The organism is Leifsonia sp. EB34 (genome assembly GCF_041260585.1).
Classification (GTDB): Bacteria; Actinomycetota; Actinomycetes; order Actinomycetales; family Microbacteriaceae; genus Leifsonia.
This window is the reverse complement of the sequence record NZ_JBGCCV010000002.1, coordinates 1303750-1323697: the sequence shown is the minus strand read 5'-3', so window position 1 is coordinate 1323697 and position 19948 is coordinate 1303750. Positions and strand designations below refer to the sequence as shown.

Sequence of the window (19948 nt, the reverse complement as noted above, 5' to 3'; positions counted from 1 at the left end):
GATGAGCGAAGGTCGCAGGAATTCCGGCCCGTTCCGGGTGGGGGACCGCGTCCAGCTCACCGGACCCAAGGGCCGGATGAACACGATCACGCTGGAGCCGGGCAAGCTCTTCCACAGCCACCGCGGCGTGCTCGCGCACGACGCCATCATCGGCCTGCCCGACGGCTCCGTGGTCGTCAACAACGCCGGCGTCGAGCACCTGGCGCTGCGCCCGCTGCTCAACGACTTCGTGATGTCGATGCCGCGCGGCGCGGCGATCATCTACCCGAAGGACGCCGCGCAGATCCTCGCGCTGGCCGACATCTTCCCCGGAGCGACCGTCGTGGAGGCCGGCGTCGGCTCCGGCGCCCTCTCGCTCTGGCTGCTCCGTGCGATCGGCCCGGAGGGCCGGCTGCTGTCGTTCGAGCGCCGCGAGGAGTTCGCCGACGTCGCGCGCGCGAACGCCGCGACCTTCCTCGGCAGCGACCCGCAGAACTGGACCGTCACCGTCGGCGACCTCCAGGAGGAGCTGACCGCCGCCGTCGAGCCCGCGAGCGTCGACCGGGTCGTACTCGACATGCTCGCGCCGTGGGAGACCCTGGACGCCGTCACGGCCGCGCTCAAGCCCGGCGGCGTGGTGCTCTGCTACGTCGCGACCGTCACGCAGCTCTCCCGCGTCGCCGAGGCGATCCGCGCGACCGGCCACTACACGCACCCGCAGTCCAGCGAGACGATGGTCCGCGGCTGGCACGTGGAGGGCCTCGCCGTCCGCCCCGACCACCGGATGATCGCGCACACCGGCTTCCTCATCACCGCGCGCCGGCTCGCGCCGGACACCGTCCTCCCCGAGCTCAAGCGCCGGCCGTCGAAGAGCGACTACGACGACGCCGACGTCGAGGCCTGGACGCCCGGCGCCCTGGGCGAGCGCCAGTCCAGCCCGAAGAGCCTGCGCAAGCGCATGCGGGAGGCCGAGGCCAGCGCGACGCTCGCCCGCGAGGGCGGCACGGAGGGAGCGGCCGGCGCCGAGGCGCCCGGTGACGAGCGCGACCCGCACGTCGACTAGCATGGATGAGGTCGTGAGGCGCGCCGGCTGGCGCGCCTGACCGTTCGCATCGAACCCCACCGCTCGCATCGCCCCACCGCTCGCATCGAAAGAGGACCCGTGCGCAGAGTTACCGCACTCGGAAGATCGTCCGTCGCCCTCATCGTCGTCGGCATCGCCGCCGCGGCGCTGACCGGATGTTCGTCCAACCCGAACGCCGACTGCGGCTCCGCCCTGAAGAGCGGCCAGGCGTCGGATCTGGTCAGCGCGAGCGGCAAGGTCGGCGAGAAGCCGAAGGTCACGCTTCCGTCCCCCATCGACGCGCCTACGTCGGAGCGCACGGTGCTCACCCAGGGCTCCGGCACGACGGTGCACGCCGGTCAGCTGGTGGAGCTGGGCTACACCCAGTTCGACGGCCAGAGCGGCCAGGTCGCCGGCAGCGGCTACGGCGGCAGCGCCGTCGTGCTCCCGCTCGACCCCTCGGCGAGCGGCGTCACCGGCGCGATCTCCCGGGGGCTGCAGTGCACCACCGTCGGATCGCGCGTCTCGGTCGCCGTCTCGCCCAAGGACAACGGGTCGGAGGCGGCCGGGGCCGGCTCGACGCAGATCTTCGTCTTCGACATCCTCCACACGTCGCTCTCCGCGGCCAATGGGGATGTGCGACCCTCCGTGTCGGGCTTCCCGACCGTGGTCCTGGCCCCGACCGGCCAGCCCGGCGTCACCATCCCGTCCTCGGGTGGCGCGCCCACCGCGGTCCGCAGCGAGGTCCTCAAGGCCGGAGAGGGTGCCACGGTCAAGAAGGAGAGCATCGTCACGCTGCAGTACACGGCGGTCGGCTGGAACTCCAAGACCGTCACCACGAAGAGCTGGAGCAACGGCGGCCCCGGACTCGTCAACATGTCGACCGGCCAGCTCCAGATCCAGAACAACGACAACGTGACGGCCCTCCCGCAGTCGATGCTGGGGCAGCTCGTGGGCCACAAGGTGGGCTCCCAGCTCGTGATCGAGACGCCGAAGGACAGCAACTTCGACGCGCAGGCCTGGGTGGTCGACATCCTCGGCGTCCGCTGAGTCGCGACTAGGATGGTCGGGTGCCCCGATCCTCGTCTTCGCCCGCGCGCGTCCCGGTCGAGGAGCGTCTCTTCAGCCTCGTGCTGGCGCTGCTCGCGACCGAGAACGGCCTGACGAAGAACGAGATCCTCTCGACCGTCCAGGGCTACCGCCAGCGCTATGAGGCGCACGGCGACAACAGCAGCCTGGAGCGCCAGTTCGAGCGCGACAAGGACGACATCCGCGAGCTGGGCGTCCCCCTGGAGACGGTGGAGTCGCCGGAGGCCGCCGGCAACAACCAGCTCCTGCGCTACCGCATCCCGAAGGGCGCGTACGACCTCCCTGCCGACGTGGTGTTCTCGCCGGAGGAGATCACCCTGCTCGGCCTCGCCGCCACGGTCTGGCGCGAGGGCTCGCTGTCCGGGGAGTCGCGCCGCGCGCTGATGAAGCTGCGCTCGCTCGGCGTGGAGGCCGACGAACCGGTGGTCGGCTACGCCCCGCGGCTGCGCGCGCGCGAGAGCGCCTTCGACCCGCTCAGCCAGGCGCTGGAGCGCCACGCGATCGTGCAGTTCCCGTACCTCAAGCCCGGCGAGAGCGCGTCGCGCGTGCGCACGGTGGCGCCGCTCGCGCTCGTGCAGCACCAGGGCCGCTGGCACCTGCAGGGCATCGACCAGGAGGCCGGCGGCTCACGCACCTTCCTGCTGTCGCGCATGGTCGGTCCGGTCAAGGTCACCAACCGCACCTTCACTCCGGAGGGCGACGACTTCGCCGCGCGGGCGCTGGCGGACCTGGAGGCCATCTGGGCCGCGAACGTCGCCGAGATCGAGGTGACGGCCGGCACCGACGCCGCGACCCGCCTGCGCAAGCGCTACGGCGACGCCGTGCCGGCTCAGCACGAGGGCGCGGCCTTCCGGCTGACGGTCAACTTCTCGGACATCAACATCCTCGCCGACCAGCTCGCGGCCTTCGGGCCGGAGGTGCTGGTGCTGTCGCCCGAGGAGCTGCGCACCAAGGTGGTCGAGCGGCTGGTGGCGGTCGCCGAGGCGCACGAAGGCGCGCCGGGCGCGGGGGAGGAGCCGGCCCGTGGCTGAGCGCAGGCGGCCGATGCAGGCGCAGGACAAGCTGGCGTTCCTGCTCGCGCTGGTCCCGTATCTGATGGACCGCGACCGGGTGACCGTCGCCGAGGCGGCCGAGCACTTCGGCGTGGACGAGGAGAGCATGCGCGACGCCGTGCGGCTCATCGCCGTCTCCGGTATCCCGGGGGAGACGAACGCCTACCAGCCGGGCGACCTGTTCGACATCTCCTGGGACGACTTCGAGGAGAACGACCGCATCGTCCTGACCCACCAGGTGGCGATCGACGACTCTCCCCGGTTCTCGGCGCGGGAGGCCGCGGCGCTCATCGCCGGACTCCAGTACCTCACGGCGCTGCCGGAGAACGCCGACCGCGACGTGATCGGCTCGCTGATGGCCAAGCTGGCCCGCGGCGCGTCGGCCGCGCCCAGCCAGGTCGCGGTCGCCCGGTCGGAGTCGGACGAGGCGCTCGCGACCATCCGGGACGCCGTCATCGCCGGCACCCAGCTCGAGTTCGACTACCTCAACTCCCGCGGCGAGCGCGAGCGCCGCCGGGTGGACCCGCTGCGGGTCGAGTCCGCCGACCAGGACTGGTACCTGCGCGGCTGGGACCACCTGCGCACCGCGATCCGCACCTTCCGCCTCGACCGCATCGACGGCCTGGTGGCCACCGCGGAGCCGATCACCTACCGGCCGGGCGACCTCAAGCTGCCTGAGACGCTCTTCGAGGGCACACCGGAGGACCAGCTCGTCACCGTCGAGGTCTCCGCCTCCGCGATCCCGCTCATCGAGGACTACATCCCGGAGGGCGCGGCGCGGCAGGAGCGCGACGGCGTCATCCGCACCAGCGTGCGCGTGGCACACTTCCACGGCCTGAAGCGCCTGGTCGCCGGCCTCGCCGGGGTGCTCACCGTGCTCGACCCGCCCGAGGCCCGCCGGCTCGTCGCCGAATGGGCGCGTGCGGGCGCCGATCGCTACCGTTAGGCTCACGGCATGCCGTGGTGGTCGTGGGTCGTGATCTGGGTCGTGTTGGTGCTCGGCCTGCTCGGCATGCTCGCGTTCTTCGCCTGGTCGCTGTTCCGGAAGGTGATGGCCGCCGGACGGGAGGCGGCCGCGCTGATCGCGAAAGCGGACATCCTCAGCCAACGCTCGGCTGACATGCGGTACGCTGAGTTTCACAGCGCGGTCTTCGCCGATGCGGACGTGCTCCGCGCAGAGCGCGAGCAGGCCGTGGCCGATCGTCAGGTCGCACGGCAAGCTCGCAGAGATCGGCGGGTCAAGCGCGGTAAAATACTCGTCAATGCGGATCCGCTCCGCTACTCGTACTTGAACAGAAGGACGTAATCATGTTCGCCGGCCTCACCGGATGGCACCTGCTCATCATTCTCGCGGTCATCCTCCTTCTGTTCGGTGCGCCCAAGCTCCCCGGCCTCGCGAAGAGCATCGGCCAGTCCATGCGGATCTTCAAGGGCGAGGTCGACGAGATGAAGAAGGACGGCAAGGACGGCAGCGCGAACACCGACGCGTCGACCGCCGCCCCCACCGCTGCGCCCACGACCGCCGCGCCCACCACCGCTGCACCGACCGCCGCTGCACCGACCGCCGACTCGACCGAGTCCAAGCCGAAGCAGTAGTTGCGTGGCCTCCACCAAGCGAGGCAAGAACCGCGAAGGCCGGATGTCGCTGGCCGAGCATTTCGTCGAGCTTCGTAAACGTCTCTTCCGCGCGGCGATCGGCCTCCTGGTCGGCGCGGTCGTGGGCTGGATCCTCGCCGGTCCGGTCATGGACGCGCTGCGCGCTCCGATCACCGAGATCGCGAAGCAGCAGGGCCGCGAGGCGCTGCTCAACTACGGCAGCATCACCGGCGCCTTCGACCTGAAGATGCAGATGGCGGTCACGATCGGCATCATCGTCTCCAGCCCCGTCTGGCTGTGGCAGATCTGGGCGTTCTTCGTCCCGGCGCTCACGCGCAAAGAGCTCAAGTACGCGTTCGGCTTCTTCTTCACCGCCGTTCCGCTGTTCATCGCGGGCGGCGTCGCGGGCTGGATGCTCGTGCCGCACATGGTCAGCCTCCTGACCAGCTTCGCCCCGGAGCAGGATGCGGCGATCATCGACGCGAAGACCTACATCGACTTCGTGACCAAGCTCGTCCTCGCGGTCGGCGTCGCGTTCGTGCTGCCGGTGTTCCTGGTGCTGCTCAACTTCGTCGGCGTGCTGAGCGCCAAGTCGATCATCGGCTCCTGGCGCTGGGCGATCATCGCGATCGCGCTCTTCACGGCCATCGCGACGCCCGCGGCCGACGTGCTCTCGATGTTCCTGCTCGCCGTGCCGATGGTGCTGCTCTACTTCGGCGCCTACGGCGTGGCCTGGCTGCACGACCGCCGCGCGGCCAAGGCGGCGATGCGTCTGGAGGCCGAGCTCGCGGCATAGGCTGGTCGCGTGACGGACCAGCAGCAGCTCTCCCCGGCCGAACGCTTCGCCGCCTCGCGGCAGCGGGCGCAGCAGCCTTTGCTGGAGACCTTCCGGGCCGGGCTGCGGTTCGACCTCGACCCGTTCCAGCGCGAGGCGTGCGCCAGCCTGGAGAACGGCCGCAGCGTGCTCGTGGCGGCGCCGACCGGCGCCGGCAAGACCATCGTCGCCGAGTTCGCCGTCTTCCTCGCCATGCGCGAGGCGAACGCGAAAGTCTTCTACACGACGCCGATGAAGGCGTTGAGCAATCAGAAGTTCCAGGAGTTCGTGGAGGCCTACGGGCCCGAGTCGGTCGGCCTGCTGACCGGTGACACCAACATCAACTCACACGCCCGCATCGTGGTGATGACCACCGAGGTGCTGCGCAACATGCTGTACGCGGACTCCGACCTGCTCGGCGACCTGGCGTACGTGGTGATGGACGAGGTGCACTACCTGGCCGACCGGTTCCGCGGGGCCGTGTGGGAGGAAGTCATCATCCACCTCCCGCAGCAGGTCCGGATGGTCTCGCTGAGCGCCACGGTGTCCAACGCCGAGGAGTTCGGCGACTGGCTGCAGGCGGTGCGCGGCGACACGGACGTGGTGGTGTCCGAGGAGCGCCCGGTGCCGCTGGAGCAGCACATCCTGATGCGCACCAAGCTGATCGACCTGTTCGACTCGTCCGGGCTGGCCGCGACCAACCGGGTGAACCCGGAACTCGTGCAGATGACGCGCTACGGCGGCCGGGTGCTCTCCGGGCGGCAGGCGCGGGACGTCGGCCGCTACCACTCCCGCGGCGGGCGCCCCGACACGTTCCGGATGAACCGCGCGGACTTCGTCCGGATGCTGAACGAGCACAACCTCCTGCCCGCGATCTTCTTCATCTTCAGCCGCAACGGCTGCGACGCCGCCGTCCGCCAGACCCTGCGCGAGGGCGTGCGGCTCACCGAGCAGCGCGAGCGCGACGAGATCCGTACGATCGTCGAGGAGCGCTGCCGCACCCTGCTGGACGAGGACCTCGCGGTTCTCGGCTACTGGGAGTGGCTGGAAGGCCTGGAGCGCGGCGTGGCGGCCCACCACGCCGGCATGCTGCCGGCCTTCAAGGAAGTTGTGGAGGAGCTGTTCCGCCGCAAGCTGGTGAAGGTCGTGTTCGCGACCGAGACGCTCGCGCTCGGCATCAACATGCCGGCCCGCACCGTCGTGCTGGAGAAGCTCGAGAAGTTCAACGGCGAGGCGCGCGTGCCGATTACGCCGGGGGAGTACACCCAGCTCACCGGTCGCGCCGGTCGCCGCGGGATCGACGTCGAAGGGCATTCCGTCATCCAGTGGGAGGACGGCCTCGACCCGCAGTCGGTCGCCTCGCTGGCCTCCCGGCGCAGCTACCCGCTCAACTCCAGCTTCCGGCCCACCTACAACATGGCCGTCAACCTCATCGACCAGTTCGGCCGGGCGCGCACCCGCGAGATCCTGGAGTCGTCCTTCGCCCAGTTCCAGGCCGACCGTGCCGTGGTCGACCTGGCTCGCAAGGTGCGCCAGCAGGAGGAGTCGCTCGCCGGGTACGAGAAGGCGATGGAGTGCCACCTCGGCGACTTCCGCGAGTACTCGCGCATCCGCCGCGAGCTCAGCGACCTGGAGAAGAAGGGCCAGCGGATCGAGAACGCCTCCAAGGCCGAGCGCGAGCGGCGCCCGCGGCATCTCGCCGCGCTGCGGAAGCGGATGCGGGAGCACCCCTGCCACCGCTGCCCGGACCGCGAGCAGCACGCGCGCTGGTCGGAGCGCTGGTGGAAGCTCAAGCGCGACACCGACCGGCTGCGCGCCCAGATCCAGTCCCGCACCGGAGCGGTCGCGAAGGTCTTCGACCGGGTGTCGGACGTGCTGCTGGAGCTCGGCTACCTGACCGAGGAGGACGGCGAGACCGCCCTGACCATCCACGGCCGCACGCTCAAGCGCATCTACGGCGAGCGCGACCTCCTCGTCGCCGAGTGCCTGCGCCGCGGGTACTGGAAGGAGCTCGACGCCGCAAGCCTCGCCGCGATGGCGTGCGCGCTGGTCTTCGAGCCGCGCCGCGACGACGGCCTGGCGCACGACCGCAACCTCCCGCGCGGCGCCTTCCGCCCGGCGCTGGAACGCACGACCGACCTGTGGGCCCGGCTGGACGACCTGGAGCGCGACAACCGCCTGCCGGGCAGTGAGCCCGTCTCCACGGCGCTCGCGCTGGCGATGTACCAGTGGGCGCGCGGCGCAGCGCTCGACGTCGTGCTGCGCGAAGCCGACATGGCCGCCGGCGACTTCGTGCGCTGGGCGAAGCAGACGATCGACCTCCTCGATCAGCTCTCACTGGTCGCTCAGGGCGCCGTGGGGCGCACGGCACGGCAGGCGCTGGAGTCGATCCGCCGCGGCATCGTCGCCTACTCTGCTGTGGCGTGAGGGGGCGGCCGTGCCTGACGACGTGGCTGTGAAAGCCGCAGAGCGCGATGCCTTAAGCTCTCCCTTCGTGACCCGAACGCCGCGCGCCCGCCGCCAGCGCCGTGCGGCCCTGCCGCCCGCTCCTCTGCCACTGTGGCTCGCGGTCCTCGTCGCGATCGGCGCAGGTCCCGTCCTCGCCGCCGGCTTCCCGGGCCAGAACCTCTGGCCGCTGACCTTCGTCGGCATCGGGATGGTCCTGCTCGCCCAGCGCGGCCGGACCGCCGGGAACGCCTTCCTGGTCGGCTGGCTCGCCGGCGAGGCGTTCTACCTGGTGCACGTCTCCTGGACGTCGCTCTACCTCGGCCCGGTGCCGTGGATCGCGCTCTCGACCCTGGAGGCGCTGTTCTGGGGCGCCGGCGGTGTCCTGCTCACGCTGGCCTACCGCTGGGTGCCCAAGGCGTGGCCGGGTATCGCCGGCCGGCTCGGGATGGTGCCGGTGGTCGTCGCCGGCCTCTGGGTGCTGCGGGAGTACGTGACCGGCAACTGGCCGTACGGAGGCTTCTCCTGGGGCCGGGTGGCCGAGTCGCAGTCGCTCAGCCCCTACGCCCCGCTCGTCGCGTGGCTCGGCATCTCCGGCCTCGGCTTCGTCATGGTCTGGCTGGTCGCGCTCCTGATCGAGCTGTTCTTCGCCGTGGACGTGCGCGCTCTCGTGCGCGGCGCGGTCGCGGCCGGCGCGATCGCCGTGGTGCTGGCGGTGCCGTCCTGGCCGGCGACGACGCACGGCACCACGCGGATCGCCGCTGTGCAGGGCAACGGACCGGCCGGCTACTTCGACAACGCTCCGGAGGGTGCGGTGCTGGACACCCAGATCACCGAGACGCTGAGGATCCCGGCGTCGCAGTCCACGGGCGACAAGAAGCTCGACATGGTGGTCTGGCCGGAGGGCGCCGCCCAGCCGGACCCCACCCGCGACCCGGGCTCGGCCTCCGTCCTCGACGCCTTGAGCCGCAAGTTCGGCGCGCCCTTCATCGTCGGGACGATCACCTCCCGCGACGGCAAGATCTTCAACACTTCGCTGCAGTGGGAGGCAGGCAAGGGCGCCGTCGACTACTACGACAAGAAGCACCCCGTGCCGTTCGGCGAGTACGTGCCGGACCGGGCGTTCTGGCGGCCGTTCGCGCCATCGCTCATCGACCTCATCGGCCGCGACTACACGCCGGGCACGCGCGACAACGTGTTCGACGTCGGGGGAGTGCGCGCCGGCATCTCGATCTGCTTCGACATCGTCGACGATCAGCTCCTGACCGACATGATGAACGACGGGGCGCAGGTCATCCTGGCGCAGACCAACAACGCCGACTTCGGCAAGACCGACGAGAACGAGCAGCAGCTCGCGATCGCCCGGCTGCGCGCGATCGAGTCCGGGCGCGCGCTGGTCAACATCTCCACGGTCGGCAGCAGCCAGATCGTCGGGCCCGACGGCAGGACGATCACCATGATCCCGCCGTTCACGCCCGGTCACATGGTCGCGGACGTGCCGCTCGGCACGACGACGACGCCGGCGACGCTGCTCAGCCGCGGCATCGAGTTCCTGGTCGCGGGCCTCGGACTGTTCGGCCTCCTGGTGGCGGCGTTCTCGCGCAGCCTGCCGACTCCGGACACGAGAAAGCCGCTCCCGCCGGAACGGTGAGAGCGGCTTTAAAACGGGGTGCGACCGGTCAGGCAGTGTGCTTGTGCTCGGTCGTCCCGCGGCGTGCGCGCAGGTACTGCAGCCGCTCCTCGAGGAGCTCTTCGAGCTCGGCCCGGGTGCGACGCTCCAGGAGCATGTCCCAGTGGCTGCGCGGCGTCTTGACGTCCGAGTGGTCGATCTCGACGGGCTTGTCGTCGACCAGCAAGCGGGCCTCGTGGCCGCAGTGCTTGCACTCCCAGCCACTGGGAGGCTCGGCCTCGGCGGAGAAGACCATTTCGGTCTCCTTGCCGCAATCGGGGCACAGGTACGTGTAACGGGAACGCGGAGAGTAGACGACGCCTTCTTCGCTTTGTAAGCTCTGGGCGCCAAGCCTCATTCCGCGCAAACTGCGATCTGCCATCGTGTGGTCTCCTCTTCGCGCGAATCCTCACAGTTATAAACCAGCAAGCTGGGGATTCTCTTTCCGCGCCTCCCCTTCTCTCAGTGGCCTCACAGCGTCAGTAAAGGCGAGAGCGTCAGTTTCCTGCTTCGACCAGGGCTTTCAAGAGGTCGCAGCGGTTGGTGACAATACCGTCGACTCCCAGGGCGAGCAGCCGGGTCATCTCGGCGGGTTCGTCGACCGTCCACACGTGCACCTCGGCTCCGGCGGCGTGGATCGCGCGGACGGTGCGGGAGGTGACGAGGCGCACCGGGCCGCGACGTTCCGGGATCTGGACGGCGGCGAACCCGCTGAGCGCGCGGCGGGTGAGCGGGCCGAGACCGAGCTTCGAGCCCAGCAGCGCGGGCACGAACTCCGTCACAGAGGGCGACACGGCGACCTCCGGCAGTGCGGAGGTGGCGGCCTTCCTGCGCGCCGCGGAGAAGCTCGTCAGGAGGACGCGATCGGGGGCGCGGGTCTTCACGATCGCGGCGGCGGCCGGGGCCGCCGCTCGCTCGTCCTTGATGTCGATGTTGAACCGGGCGTGCGGGAAGGCGTCCAGCGCCTCCGCCAGCGAGCAGAACGACTGGCCTTCGCCGAGCGGGATGCGCCGCAGCTCGCTCAGAGTGAGCTGTTCCACACGCACGTCCCGTCCGGCCACCCGGGTCAGGTCGGGGTCGTGGCTGACGACGGCTTCCCCGTCGGCCGACGCGTGCACGTCGGTCTCCAGGTGCGTCGCGCCCGCGCTCAGCGCCTTCAGGAAGGCGAGCAGCGTGTTCTCCGGGGCGTCCAGCGCCAGGCCGCGGTGCGCGATGATGCGCGGCCGCGGCCCGTCGAGGAACGTCACGCCCGCGGAGCGGCCGGAGGAATGTGCGGGGGAGCGGCCGGAGGAACGGGCGGCGCGGCGAGCGGGGGAGTAGCGCCGCTCGGCGGAGCGGCGGCCGCCTCCTTCGGCCCGAACGCCTGGCCGATGCCCTTTAGCGCCTCCGTGAGCTCGCTCGGGATGACCCAGAGCTTGTTCGCACTGCCCTCGGCGAGCTTCGGCAGGGTCTGCAGGTACTGGTACGCCAGCAGCAGGTTGTCCGGGTTCCCCTCGTGGATGGCGCCGAAGACGGTGGTGATCGCCTTCGCCTCGCCCTCGGCGCGGAGCACGGCCGCCTTCGCGTCGCCCTCCGCCTTGAGGATCGAGGCCTGCCGCAGGCCCTCCGCGTTGAGGATCTCGGACTGCTTCGTGCCCTCGGCCGTCAGGATCAGCGCACGACGGTCGCGCTCGGCGCGCATCTGCTTCTCCATCGAGTCCTGGATGGACACGGGCGGGTCGATCGCCTTCAGCTCGACGCGGGATACTCGGATGCCCCACTTGCCGGTGGCCTCGTCGAGCACCAGGCGGAGCTGGCCGTTGATGTTGTCGCGGCTGGTCAGGGCGGCCTCGAGGTTCAGGCCGCCGACCACGTTACGCAGCGTGGTCGTGGTGAGCTGCTCCACGGCGCCGAGGTAGTTGGCGATCTCGTACGTCGCGGCGCGGGCGTCGGTGACCTGGAAGTACACCACCGTGTCGATGGAGACGACCAGGTTGTCCTCGGTGATGACCGGCTGCGGCGGGAAGGAGACGACCTGCTCGCGGAGGTCGATGAGCGGCCGCACCTTGTCGATGAAGGGCACGACGACGTTGAGGCCGGGGGTGAGCGTCTTGTGGTACCGGCCGAGCCGCTCGACGACACCGGCCCGCGCCTGCGGGATGATCCGGATGGCGCGGAACAGCGTGACCAGCACGAAGATCGCGATCACCAGGATGATGACCGAGACCACGATGGTCACGACGAGCTGGGTGACGTCGGTCACGTCAGGCTCCTCTCGGTGAGGTCGCCGGCTCCCGCCGACACCGGTGACGGGGCGACGACGGCTGTCGCGCCCTCGATGCTCAGGACGATGACGTGCTCGCCCGGCACCAGTTCGGAGGGGCCGGACTGCGCGGGCGAGAGCCGCGCGGTCCAGGTCTCCCCGACGGCGAGCTTGACCAGCCCCGCGGTGCGCGAGACCGTCGAGACGACGACGCCGTTCATCCCGATCAGCGCGTCCACGTTGCTCTTGGTGGGGTCGCCGCCGCGCTTGAGCCGGTGCAGGAGCGGCGGCCGGATGAAGAACACCAGGACCACCGAGAGCGCGGCCGCGATGATGAGCTGCAACCACCACGGTGCGCCGAGCAGTCCGGCGATCAGGCCGCCCAGGCTGCCGATCGCGATCATGAGGAAGACGAAGTCCAGCGTCAGCATCTCGATGATCACGAACACGAGGATGAGGACGAGCCAGGCGATCCAGGCGAAGGACGCGATGTCCATGAGCCGCCCCCTCTCTACACATCACTATGTACTTGCTAGAACGCTAGCATTCCCGCGGCCCACCTGACGGAACGCACTTGGTAGTCTCAGAAAGCCGTGTCGTCCAACGCTCTAGGAGTACCCGTGTCCAACGCTTCCGCGTCCGCCAGCCCGCTCGAGCCGGGCAGCCTCACCGGCAAACGCGCCCTCGTCACCGGTTCGTCGCGCGGCATCGGCGCCGACACGGTGCAGTACCTGGCCGACGCCGGCGCCGCGGTCGCGATCAACTACCGCAACAAGGAGGCGCGCGCCGTCAAGCTGGCCGACGCGATCCGCGCGCAGGGCGGCACGGCGATCACCGTGGGCGCCGACCTGACCGAGCCGGCGTCGGTCGCCGCGCTGTTCGAGACCGTCGCCGCGGAGTGGGGCGGCCTCGACATCCTGGTCCTGAACGCCTCCGGCGGCATGGAGTCCGGCATGGCCGAGGACTACGCCATGCAGCTCAACCGGGACGCGCAGGTGAACGTCCTGACCGCGGCGCTGCCGCTGATGGCCCCGGGCTCCCGCGTCGTGTTCGTCACCAGCCACCAGGCGCACTTCATCCGCTCCACGCCGACCATGCCGGAGTACGAGGCGGTCGCGCTCAGCAAGCGGGCGGGGGAGGACGCGCTGCGCAGGCTGCTCCCCGAACTGGACGCGCAGGGCGTCGAGTTCGTCGTGGTGTCCGGCGACATGATCGAGGGCACCATCACCGCGACGCTGCTCAACCGCCTGAACCCGGGCGCGATCGACGCCCGCAAGGAGGCCGCCGGCCGCCTCTACAACGTCGGCGAGTTCGCCGCCGAGGTCGCGTCGGCGGTCGTCGACCCGATCCCCGCCGACCACACCCGCCTCGTCGGGGACGTCTCCAGCTTCGAGCCGATCAGCGAATGAGGCCCGCCGACCTGGAGCTCCTGACCGGGGTCTCCCGTCCCACGGTCCATCCGGGGGGCGGCCGCGCCGTCGTCTCGGTCACGCACCCGTCGCTCGCCGCCGACGCGACCGTCGGCCAGCTCTGGAACGTCCCGCTGTCCGGGCACGGCGCGCCGCGTCGGCTCACGCGCGGCTTCCGGGACAGCGCGCCGAAGTTCTCGCCGGACGGCCGCCTGATCGCGTTCCTGCGCGGCGGTCCGAAGGCGCCCTCCCAGCTCATGGTGGTGGACGCCGCGGGCGGTGAGCCGGTCGTCGCCACCGACCGCAAGCTGGGCGTGACCGAGTTCGCCTGGTCGCCGGACGGCCGCTCGCTGGCCTTCGTCAGCCGCGATCCCGAGCAGGGGCGCTACGGCACGGTGGAGGGCATCGACCCGAACGGGGAGCCCGCCCGGCGCATCGACACACTGAAATATCAGGCCAACGGACTCGGCTACATCACCGACCGGCGCTCGCACGTGTACCTCGTGTCCGTGCCGGACGTCTGGGCGGAGCCTCCCGTGTCGCCGATCGCGGAGGCCGACGGCTCGAGCAGCCCGGCGCCGTCCGTCGCGACGCCGCGCGCGCTGACGAGCGGGGACTGGGACGACTCGACCATCGCGTTCTCGCCGGACGGCTCGACCCTGGCGTTCGTGTCGTCTCGGCACGACAGCCGGGACGACGACCTGCGCTCGAACGTCTTCCTGGTCCCGGTGGACGGCGGCCGGGAGCCCTCCGACGCGACGGGGGAGCACGGCGACTTCTCGGTGGTGGCCGTCGCCTACGGTCTGAACGGCGCCCTCTACTTCAGCGCGCAGGATGTGGGGCCGAGCGGCCGCGACTTCGTGGCGAAGAACACGGCACTCTTCGTGATCGACCGCCCGGGCGCCGAGCCGCGCCGGCTGACCGATCCGGAGACGGTCGACCTCACCGAGTCGGACATCGTCGCGTTCCGCGACGACAGCGTGCTGGTGTGCGACCGCCGCCGCGGCGTCCTCACCCTCACCGAGGTGAACGCCGACGGGGCCTCCCGCCGGCTCACCGACGACGCGACCGTGGTCAACGGCGTCGGCACGGCGGGCGGGACCATCGTGGCGAGCGTCTCCGACGCCGCCACCGCGGGCGACGTCGCCGTGATCGACGACGACGGTGTCCGGCGCCTCACCGACTTCTCCCGCGAGCTGCGTGCGGCCGGCGTGATCGCGCCGCGTGAGCTCACGGTGACCGGACGGGACGGCTACCCGATCCACGGCTGGGTCGTGGCACCGGAGGGGGCAGGTCCGCATCCCGTGCTGCTCAACATCCACGGCGGTCCGTTCGCGGCCTACACCGCGGCGCTCTTCGATGAGGCGCAGGTGTACGCCGCGGCCGGCTATGCCGTGGTCATGTGCAACCCGCGCGGATCGGCCGGCTACGGCCAGGAGCACGGCCGCGTCATCCGGCAGCGGATGGGCACCGTCGACCTGGCGGACGTCCTCGACTTCCTGGACGGCGCTGTCGCGGCGACCCCGGGCCTCGACGCCGAGCGTGTCGGCGTGATGGGCGGCTCCTACGGCGGCTACCTGACCGCGTGGACGATCGCCCACGACCACCGCTTCGCCGCGGCGATCGTGGAGCGCGGCTATCTCGACCCGGCCGCCTTCATCGGCACGAGCGACATCGGCAGCTTCTTCAGCGACGAGTACACCGGCACGGACCCGGCCGGGATCGCGGCGCAGAGCCCGCAGGCGGTGGTCGACCGCGTGCGGACGCCCACGCTGGTGCTGCACTCGTCGAGCGATCTGCGCTGCCCGCTCGGGCAGGCCGAGCGCTACTACGCGGCGCTGAAGCGCGGCGGCGTCGAGACGGAGCTCGTGATCTTCCCGGGGGAGGACCACGAGCTGAGCCGCAGCGGCCGGCCGCGGCACCGTCGCGAGCGCTTCGAGATCATCCTGGACTGGTGGGACCGGCACCTGCCGGTGAAGCCCCGCCGCTAGGCGGCCGCGGGCGCGGCGGGCGCCGCGGTGGTCTTGAGCACCTCGCGCCCGAACGTGAACGCGCGGACGATCCCGATCACGCCCAGCACGATCAGCGCGATCGCGGCGAACAGGATCAGGAACACGGCCGACGACGCCGGCAGGAACAGCACCACGAGACCCGCGATGATGCTCAGGATGCCGTAGGTGATCGCCCACCCGGCGGAGCGGGCGCGCCCGGCCTCCACCAGCGCCATCACGCCCTCGATGATCCAGCCGACGCCGATGAAGGCGAGGGCGAAGATCACCAGCACGGTCGCCGCCGTCGAGACGTTCTTCAGCGTCACGAGGGCGAGGAAGACCAGCAGCACGCCGAGGATGATGTTCAGCGTGCGGATGCCGCCGGCGATCCCGCGGGCGAAGATGCCGACGCCGAGCCGCATGATGCCGGCGATGAGGAAGTAGATGCCGAGGAAGATCGCCAGCACGGCGATGGTCTTGGCGGGCCAGAACAGCAGCACGACGCCGAGGATCACTGCGACGGCGCCGCTGACTCCGAGCACGGCCCGGATTCCGTTGATGGCCGAGCGGGTCATCTCCGAGGCGTCCAGCGAGAGGTCGCGGACGGCGGAGTCGAGAGGATCGGTGGAGGACATCGCACGCACCTTTCTGTCGGTCGGCCACAGTGTCGGGTGGCCGCTTACGCGCAGAATACTGAAAATATCCTGTGCATATCAGACCCATTCTTGCGACGGCGCAGCGGCAGGGGAGGGGAGCTGGTCGGCGGCACCTGGTTAAATCGGAGAGGACAGCGAACGGACGGAGTACGGCGATGACGACGGCCACCAGCGCGACCCCCAGCGCGACGAACCGCACGGACGGAGCGGCGCGGGCGGACAGCCACGACGTCATCCGGGTCCGGGGCGCGCGTGAGAACAATCTCAAGGACGTCAGTGTCGAGCTGCCGAAGCGCCGGCTGACGGTGTTCACCGGTGTTTCCGGCTCCGGCAAGAGCTCGCTCGTCTTCGGGACCATCGCCGCCGAGTCGCAGCGCCTCATCAACGAGACCTACAGCGCGTTCGTGCAGGGCTTCATGCCGTCGCTCGCGCGGCCCGACGTGGACGTGCTCGAGGGCCTGACGACGGCCATCCTGGTCGACCAGGAGCGGATGGGCGCGAACGCGCGGTCCACGGTCGGCACGGTCACCGACGCCAACGCCATGCTGCGCATCCTGTTCAGCCGGCTCGGGCAGCCGCACATCGGCTCCCCGCAGGCTTTCTCCTTCAATATCCCGACCCTGCGCGGCGCCGGGGCGATCGCCATCGAGGGCAAGGGGACGGTGAAGCGCAGCTTCGAGCAGACCGGCGGCATGTGCCCGCGTTGCGAGGGGATGGGCACCGCCTCCGAGATCGACTTGACCCAGCTCTACGACGAGACCAAGTCGCTGTCCGGCGGAGCGATCACCGTGCCCGGCTTCACGGCCGACGGCTGGCCGGTGCGGATCTTCAGCGAGTCCGGCTTCTTCGACCCGGCCAAGCCGATCCGGGACTACTCGGAGACCGAGCTGCACGACTTCCTCTACAGGGAGCCGGTGAAGGTCAAGATCAACGGCATCAACCTGACGTACGAGGGCCTGGTGCCGCGCGTCCAGAAGTCGATGCTGTCCAAGGACGTCGACGCGATGCAGCCGCACATCCGCGCCTTCGTGGAGCGCGCCGTCACCTTCGCGCCGTGCCCGGAGTGCGGTGGGACGCGGCTCAACGCGGGCGCGCGGTCCTCGCTCATCCGCGGCGTCAGCATTGCCGACGTGTGCGCGATGCAGCTCACCGACCTGGCCGCGTGGGTGCGGGGATTGGACGAGCCGTCCGTCGCGCCGCTGCTGGCGAACCTCCAGGGCACGCTGGACTCGTTCGTGGACATCGGCCTCGGCTACCTGTCGCTCGACCGGCCGTCCGGAACGCTGTCGGGCGGCGAGGCGCAGCGCACCAAGATGATCCGCCATCTCGGGTCGTCGCTCACTGACATCACCTACGTCTTCGACGAGCCGTCCGTGGGCCTGCACCCCCACGACATGCGCCGGATGAACGAGCTGCTGGTGCAGCTCCGCGACAAGGGCAACACGGTGCTGGTGGTCGAGCACAAGCCGGAGATGATCGTGATCGCCGACCACGTGGTCGACCTCGGGCCGCGCGCGGGCACGGCCGGGGGAGAGATCGTCTACGAGGGGACCATCGAGGGGCTGCGGGCGAGCGGGACGCTCACCGGCCGTCACCTGGACGACCGCGCGCGGGTCAAGGAGTCGGTGCGCACGCCGTCGGGGGTGCTGGAGGTGCGCGGCGCGACGGAACACAACCTCCAGGACGTGGACGTCGACATCCCGCTCGGCGTTCTGGTCGTGGTCACGGGTGTCGCGGGCTCGGGCAAGAGTTCGCTGATCCACGGCTCGGTGTCGCCGCGCGAGGACGTGGTATCCGTCGACCAGGGCGCGATCCGGGGTTCGCGACGGAGCAACCCTGCCACCTACACCGGCCTGCTGGAGCCGATCCGCAAGGCGTTCGCCAAGGCCAACGGGGTGAAGCCCGCGCTGTTCAGCGCGAACTCCGAGGGCGCCTGCCCGAACTGCAACGGCGCCGGCGTCATCTACACCGACCTCGGTGTGATGGCGGGCGTCTCGACCGTGTGCGAGGTCTGCGAGGGCAAGCGCTTCGACGCGTCGGTGCTGGAGTACCGGTTCGGCGGGCTCGACATCAGCGAGGTGCTGGCGCTGTCCGTGGAGGACGCCGAGACGTTCTTCGCGGGCGGGGAGTCGCGCATCCCGGCCGCCCACGCCATCCTGCAGCGGCTGGCGGACGTCGGCCTCGGCTACCTGACCATCGGCCAGCCGCTGACCACGCTGTCCGGCGGCGAGCGCCAGCGCCTCAAGCTCGCGACGCACATGGCCGAGAAGGGCGGCGTCTACGTGCTGGACGAGCCGACCACCGGCCTGCACCTGGCGGACGTGGAGCAGCTCCTCGGCCTCCTGGACCGGCTGGTCGACTCGGGGAAGTCGGTGATCGTGATCGAGCACCACCAGGCCGTGATGGCGCACGCCGACTGGATCGTCGACCTCGGCCCCGGCGCCGGCCACGACGGCGGCCGCATCGTGTTCGAGGGCACACCGGCGGACCTGGTGGCGGCGCGCTCGACGCTGACCGGGCAGCACCTGGCGGAGTACGTGGGCGCCTGATGCGGCGCTGAGGCGTCCCCGTCCCCGCGGGAGGAGAGTGGTGTGGTCCTTCCACTATGTTAGTGGGGTACATGTGAATGCCACATGTGTCAGTGAGGAAGCACCAATGAGTAAATCCATCGCCAGAGTGTTCTTCGGGGCGGCCGCCGTCGTCCCGGTGGTCCTGTGCACCGCCGGCGTCTCGGCCGTCGCAGCACCCGAGGACGACAAGTCCTGGAACAAGTCCAACATCGCCATGAATCTGGGCGCCGACAAGTCCGGTTTCTATGCGGACGCAGCGGGCGACACCTTGACGGTACGGGCCAGATCGTATTCGACATCGACGGGGCGTTCACCGACGGCAACCCGCTGATGAAGGACGCCAACGGCAAGTCGAAGGTCGCGGGCGAGTACTGCTTCGGGTACGGCGCCGACCCGAACGGGTGGTCGAGCCTGTGCGAGACCCCGACTGTGATCAACACGCCGTACCTCTACAAGGGTCCGACCGAGTTCAGCGCGCTTCCGAAGAGCTCGGCTCCGTCGTCGCGTTGCGTGGACGCTTCGGGTAATCCGTGCCACGACCTCCACGGCACAGCAACGGCGGGCGCAGTGGTCGGTCAGCCGGGCGTGCGGTACGAGCTCGCGCCGAATGACGACTACATTCCGGTCTCCACCGCCGGGGCAGCCGTCGGAGCGAAGGTGGTCCAGGTGAAGGTCGGCGGCGGCACGACGACCGGCGCGAATGACTCTTACGGCTGGCAGGGAGACTCTGTCGCGAATGCCCTCCATTGGATCGACATGATCGAATCCGAACAGCTGTACCGCGGAAAGGTCGCCGCGGTCACGCTGTCCGTCTCCGGGAACCCCATCGGAGTCGACGGAAAGTGCAGCGCGATCGGACAGTCGGTCGACGCGGCCGCGGGCAAACTCAAGGCCAAGGGCATCGCGGTCATCATGGCCGCCGGTAACGACGGTCTCGACTCGGTGGGCTCCTGGAACTGCGGAAAGAATGTGATCACGGTCGGCGCCACCAAGACCCTTCAGGCGCACGCGCGGGCCAGCTACTCCAACTACGCGGCGAGCACGCGCCTGTACGCCCCGGTCGGCGAAGGCGACTACGTGAAGCGGGACGGCGTGCTGCTCCCGTACAAGAGCTCCGGCACCTTCTACGCGATGGGAACGTCGTTCGCCGCGCCCCAGGTGGCCGGCGCCTTCGCCGTGCTGCGCGAGAAGTTCGGCTCCAAGCCGACGGTCGATCAGTTGGCCGATGTCCTCGCGAAGACCGGGGCACCCGTCGACGGTGCGCCTGCGACCGCGCGAGACATCAACGTCAAGGCTGCGCTCAACGCGACTCCGTAGCGAGCGCTGTCCGGCCCCCGGTCGATCGTCGCCAGCCTCGGCTCGGTGTCGATCGA

The 19948-nt window shown here is 70.3% G+C and carries 19 protein-coding genes; 14 read left to right on the top strand and 5 right to left on the bottom strand.

Annotated features, from left to right (window positions below; all coding sequences use genetic code 11):
• Position 1 precedes the first annotated feature (1 nt).
• The 9 genes from ABIA36_RS15760 to lnt all read left to right on the top strand — a co-directional run bounded on the left by ABIA36_RS15760 (position 2) and on the right by lnt (position 9689).
• The gene (locus tag ABIA36_RS15760) at positions 2-1042 is read left to right on the top strand and encodes a tRNA (adenine-N1)-methyltransferase (protein WP_369963769.1); all 1041 of its coding nucleotides are present in this window, start codon (positions 2-4) and stop codon (positions 1040-1042) included.
• 99 nt (positions 1043-1141) lie between these two features.
• The gene (locus ABIA36_RS15755; protein WP_369963479.1) at positions 1142-2092 is read left to right on the top strand and encodes a peptidylprolyl isomerase; all 951 of its coding nucleotides are present in this window, start codon (positions 1142-1144) and stop codon (positions 2090-2092) included.
• Between the two features lie 20 nt (positions 2093-2112).
• On the top strand, positions 2113-3162 hold the full coding sequence (locus tag ABIA36_RS15750) for a helix-turn-helix transcriptional regulator (RefSeq protein ID WP_369963478.1): 1050 nt from the start codon (positions 2113-2115) through the stop codon (positions 3160-3162).
• On the top strand, positions 3155-4129 hold the full coding sequence (locus tag ABIA36_RS15745; protein ID WP_369963477.1) for a helix-turn-helix transcriptional regulator: 975 nt from the start codon (positions 3155-3157) through the stop codon (positions 4127-4129). The genes ABIA36_RS15750 and ABIA36_RS15745 overlap by 8 nt, the downstream gene beginning before the upstream one ends.
• A gap of 9 nt (positions 4130-4138) precedes the next feature.
• Positions 4139-4489 carry a hypothetical protein gene (locus ABIA36_RS15740; protein WP_369963476.1) on the top strand — a complete coding sequence of 117 codons (351 nt, stop codon included), beginning with the start codon at positions 4139-4141 and terminating at the stop codon, positions 4487-4489.
• 2 nt (positions 4490-4491) lie between these two features.
• Positions 4492-4779: a Sec-independent protein translocase subunit TatA gene (gene tatA / locus ABIA36_RS15735; protein ID WP_369963475.1), complete on the top strand. Its 288-nt coding sequence runs from the start codon at positions 4492-4494 to the stop codon at positions 4777-4779.
• A gap of 43 nt (positions 4780-4822) precedes the next feature.
• Positions 4823-5575 carry a twin-arginine translocase subunit TatC gene (tatC, locus tag ABIA36_RS15730; protein WP_369963768.1) on the top strand — a complete coding sequence of 251 codons (753 nt, stop codon included), beginning with the start codon at positions 4823-4825 and terminating at the stop codon, positions 5573-5575.
• Between the two features lie 9 nt (positions 5576-5584).
• A complete protein-coding gene (locus ABIA36_RS15725; RefSeq protein ID WP_369963474.1) occupies positions 5585-8020 on the top strand; it encodes a DEAD/DEAH box helicase in 2436 nt (811 codons plus the stop codon).
• A gap of 67 nt (positions 8021-8087) precedes the next feature.
• A complete protein-coding gene (gene lnt / locus ABIA36_RS15720; RefSeq protein WP_369963473.1) occupies positions 8088-9689 on the top strand; it encodes an apolipoprotein N-acyltransferase in 1602 nt (533 codons plus the stop codon).
• A 28-nt stretch (positions 9690-9717) separates the two neighbouring features.
• On the opposite strand, the gene ABIA36_RS15715 is transcribed toward lnt, so the two are convergent.
• The 4 genes from ABIA36_RS15715 to ABIA36_RS15700 all read right to left on the bottom strand — a co-directional run bounded on the left by ABIA36_RS15715 (position 9718) and on the right by ABIA36_RS15700 (position 12446).
• A complete protein-coding gene (locus ABIA36_RS15715; RefSeq protein ID WP_369963472.1) occupies positions 9718-10089 on the bottom strand; it encodes an RNA polymerase-binding protein RbpA in 372 nt (123 codons plus the stop codon).
• A 115-nt stretch (positions 10090-10204) separates the two neighbouring features.
• Complete coding sequence (locus ABIA36_RS15710; protein ID WP_369963471.1) at positions 10205-10954, bottom strand: glycerophosphodiester phosphodiesterase; 750 nt, start codon at positions 10952-10954, stop codon at positions 10205-10207.
• The gene (locus ABIA36_RS15705; RefSeq protein ID WP_369963470.1) at positions 10951-11949 is read right to left on the bottom strand and encodes an SPFH domain-containing protein; all 999 of its coding nucleotides are present in this window, start codon (positions 11947-11949) and stop codon (positions 10951-10953) included. Before ABIA36_RS15705 ends, ABIA36_RS15710 begins: the two co-directional genes overlap by 4 nt.
• Positions 11946-12446 carry an NfeD family protein gene (locus tag ABIA36_RS15700; protein ID WP_369963469.1) on the bottom strand — a complete coding sequence of 167 codons (501 nt, stop codon included), beginning with the start codon at positions 12444-12446 and terminating at the stop codon, positions 11946-11948. The genes ABIA36_RS15705 and ABIA36_RS15700 overlap by 4 nt, the downstream gene beginning before the upstream one ends.
• A gap of 123 nt (positions 12447-12569) precedes the next feature.
• Here ABIA36_RS15700 and ABIA36_RS15695 point away from each other — a divergent pair, with 123 nt between their 5' ends.
• Complete coding sequence (locus ABIA36_RS15695; RefSeq protein ID WP_369963468.1) at positions 12570-13358, top strand: SDR family oxidoreductase; 789 nt, start codon at positions 12570-12572, stop codon at positions 13356-13358.
• Positions 13355-15349, top strand: a complete 1995-nt coding sequence (locus tag ABIA36_RS15690) for a prolyl oligopeptidase family serine peptidase (protein ID WP_369963467.1) — start codon at positions 13355-13357, stop codon at positions 15347-15349. Before ABIA36_RS15695 ends, ABIA36_RS15690 begins: the two co-directional genes overlap by 4 nt.
• On the opposite strand, the gene ABIA36_RS15685 is transcribed toward ABIA36_RS15690, so the two are convergent.
• Positions 15346-15984, bottom strand: a complete 639-nt coding sequence (locus ABIA36_RS15685) for an HdeD family acid-resistance protein (RefSeq protein ID WP_369963466.1) — start codon at positions 15982-15984, stop codon at positions 15346-15348. The genes ABIA36_RS15690 and ABIA36_RS15685 overlap by 4 nt on opposite strands.
• 176 nt (positions 15985-16160) lie before the next feature.
• Between ABIA36_RS15685 and ABIA36_RS15680 the strand changes: the two genes are divergently transcribed.
• The 3 genes from ABIA36_RS15680 to ABIA36_RS15670 all read left to right on the top strand — a co-directional run bounded on the left by ABIA36_RS15680 (position 16161) and on the right by ABIA36_RS15670 (position 19892).
• The gene (locus ABIA36_RS15680; RefSeq protein ID WP_369963465.1) at positions 16161-18554 is read left to right on the top strand and encodes an ATP-binding cassette domain-containing protein; all 2394 of its coding nucleotides are present in this window, start codon (positions 16161-16163) and stop codon (positions 18552-18554) included.
• A gap of 106 nt (positions 18555-18660) precedes the next feature.
• A complete protein-coding gene (locus tag ABIA36_RS15675) occupies positions 18661-18906 on the top strand; it encodes a hypothetical protein (protein ID WP_369963464.1) in 246 nt (81 codons plus the stop codon).
• Entirely contained in the window at positions 18906-19892 is a 987-nt protein-coding gene (locus tag ABIA36_RS15670) for a S8 family serine peptidase (RefSeq protein ID WP_369963463.1), read from the top strand. The genes ABIA36_RS15675 and ABIA36_RS15670 overlap by 1 nt, the downstream gene beginning before the upstream one ends.
• The last annotated feature ends 56 nt before the right edge of the window (positions 19893-19948 follow it).

Bases quoted from the DNA above. Each gene is read 5' to 3' on its own strand.
- ABIA36_RS15760 (WP_369963769.1), top strand. From the start codon at position 2: ATGAGCGAAGGTCGCAGGAATTCCGGCCCGTTCCGGGTGGGGGACCGC.
- ABIA36_RS15740 (WP_369963476.1), top strand. From the start codon at position 4,139: ATGCCGTGGTGGTCGTGGGTCGTGATCTGGGTCGTGTTGGTGCTCGGC.
- tatA (WP_369963475.1), top strand. From the start codon at position 4,492: ATGTTCGCCGGCCTCACCGGATGGCACCTGCTCATCATTCTCGCGGTC.
- tatC (WP_369963768.1), top strand. From the start codon at position 4,823: ATGTCGCTGGCCGAGCATTTCGTCGAGCTTCGTAAACGTCTCTTCCGC.
- ABIA36_RS15715 (WP_369963472.1), bottom strand. From the start codon at position 10,089: ATGGCAGATCGCAGTTTGCGCGGAATGAGGCTTGGCGCCCAGAGCTTA.
- ABIA36_RS15700 (WP_369963469.1), bottom strand. From the start codon at position 12,446: ATGGACATCGCGTCCTTCGCCTGGATCGCCTGGCTCGTCCTCATCCTC.
- ABIA36_RS15690 (WP_369963467.1), top strand. From the start codon at position 13,355: ATGAGGCCCGCCGACCTGGAGCTCCTGACCGGGGTCTCCCGTCCCACG.
- ABIA36_RS15685 (WP_369963466.1), bottom strand. From the start codon at position 15,984: ATGTCCTCCACCGATCCTCTCGACTCCGCCGTCCGCGACCTCTCGCTG.
- ABIA36_RS15680 (WP_369963465.1), top strand. From the start codon at position 16,161: ATGACGACGGCCACCAGCGCGACCCCCAGCGCGACGAACCGCACGGAC.
- ABIA36_RS15675 (WP_369963464.1), top strand. From the start codon at position 18,661: ATGAGTAAATCCATCGCCAGAGTGTTCTTCGGGGCGGCCGCCGTCGTC.
- ABIA36_RS15670 (WP_369963463.1), top strand. From the start codon at position 18,906: ATGAAGGACGCCAACGGCAAGTCGAAGGTCGCGGGCGAGTACTGCTTC.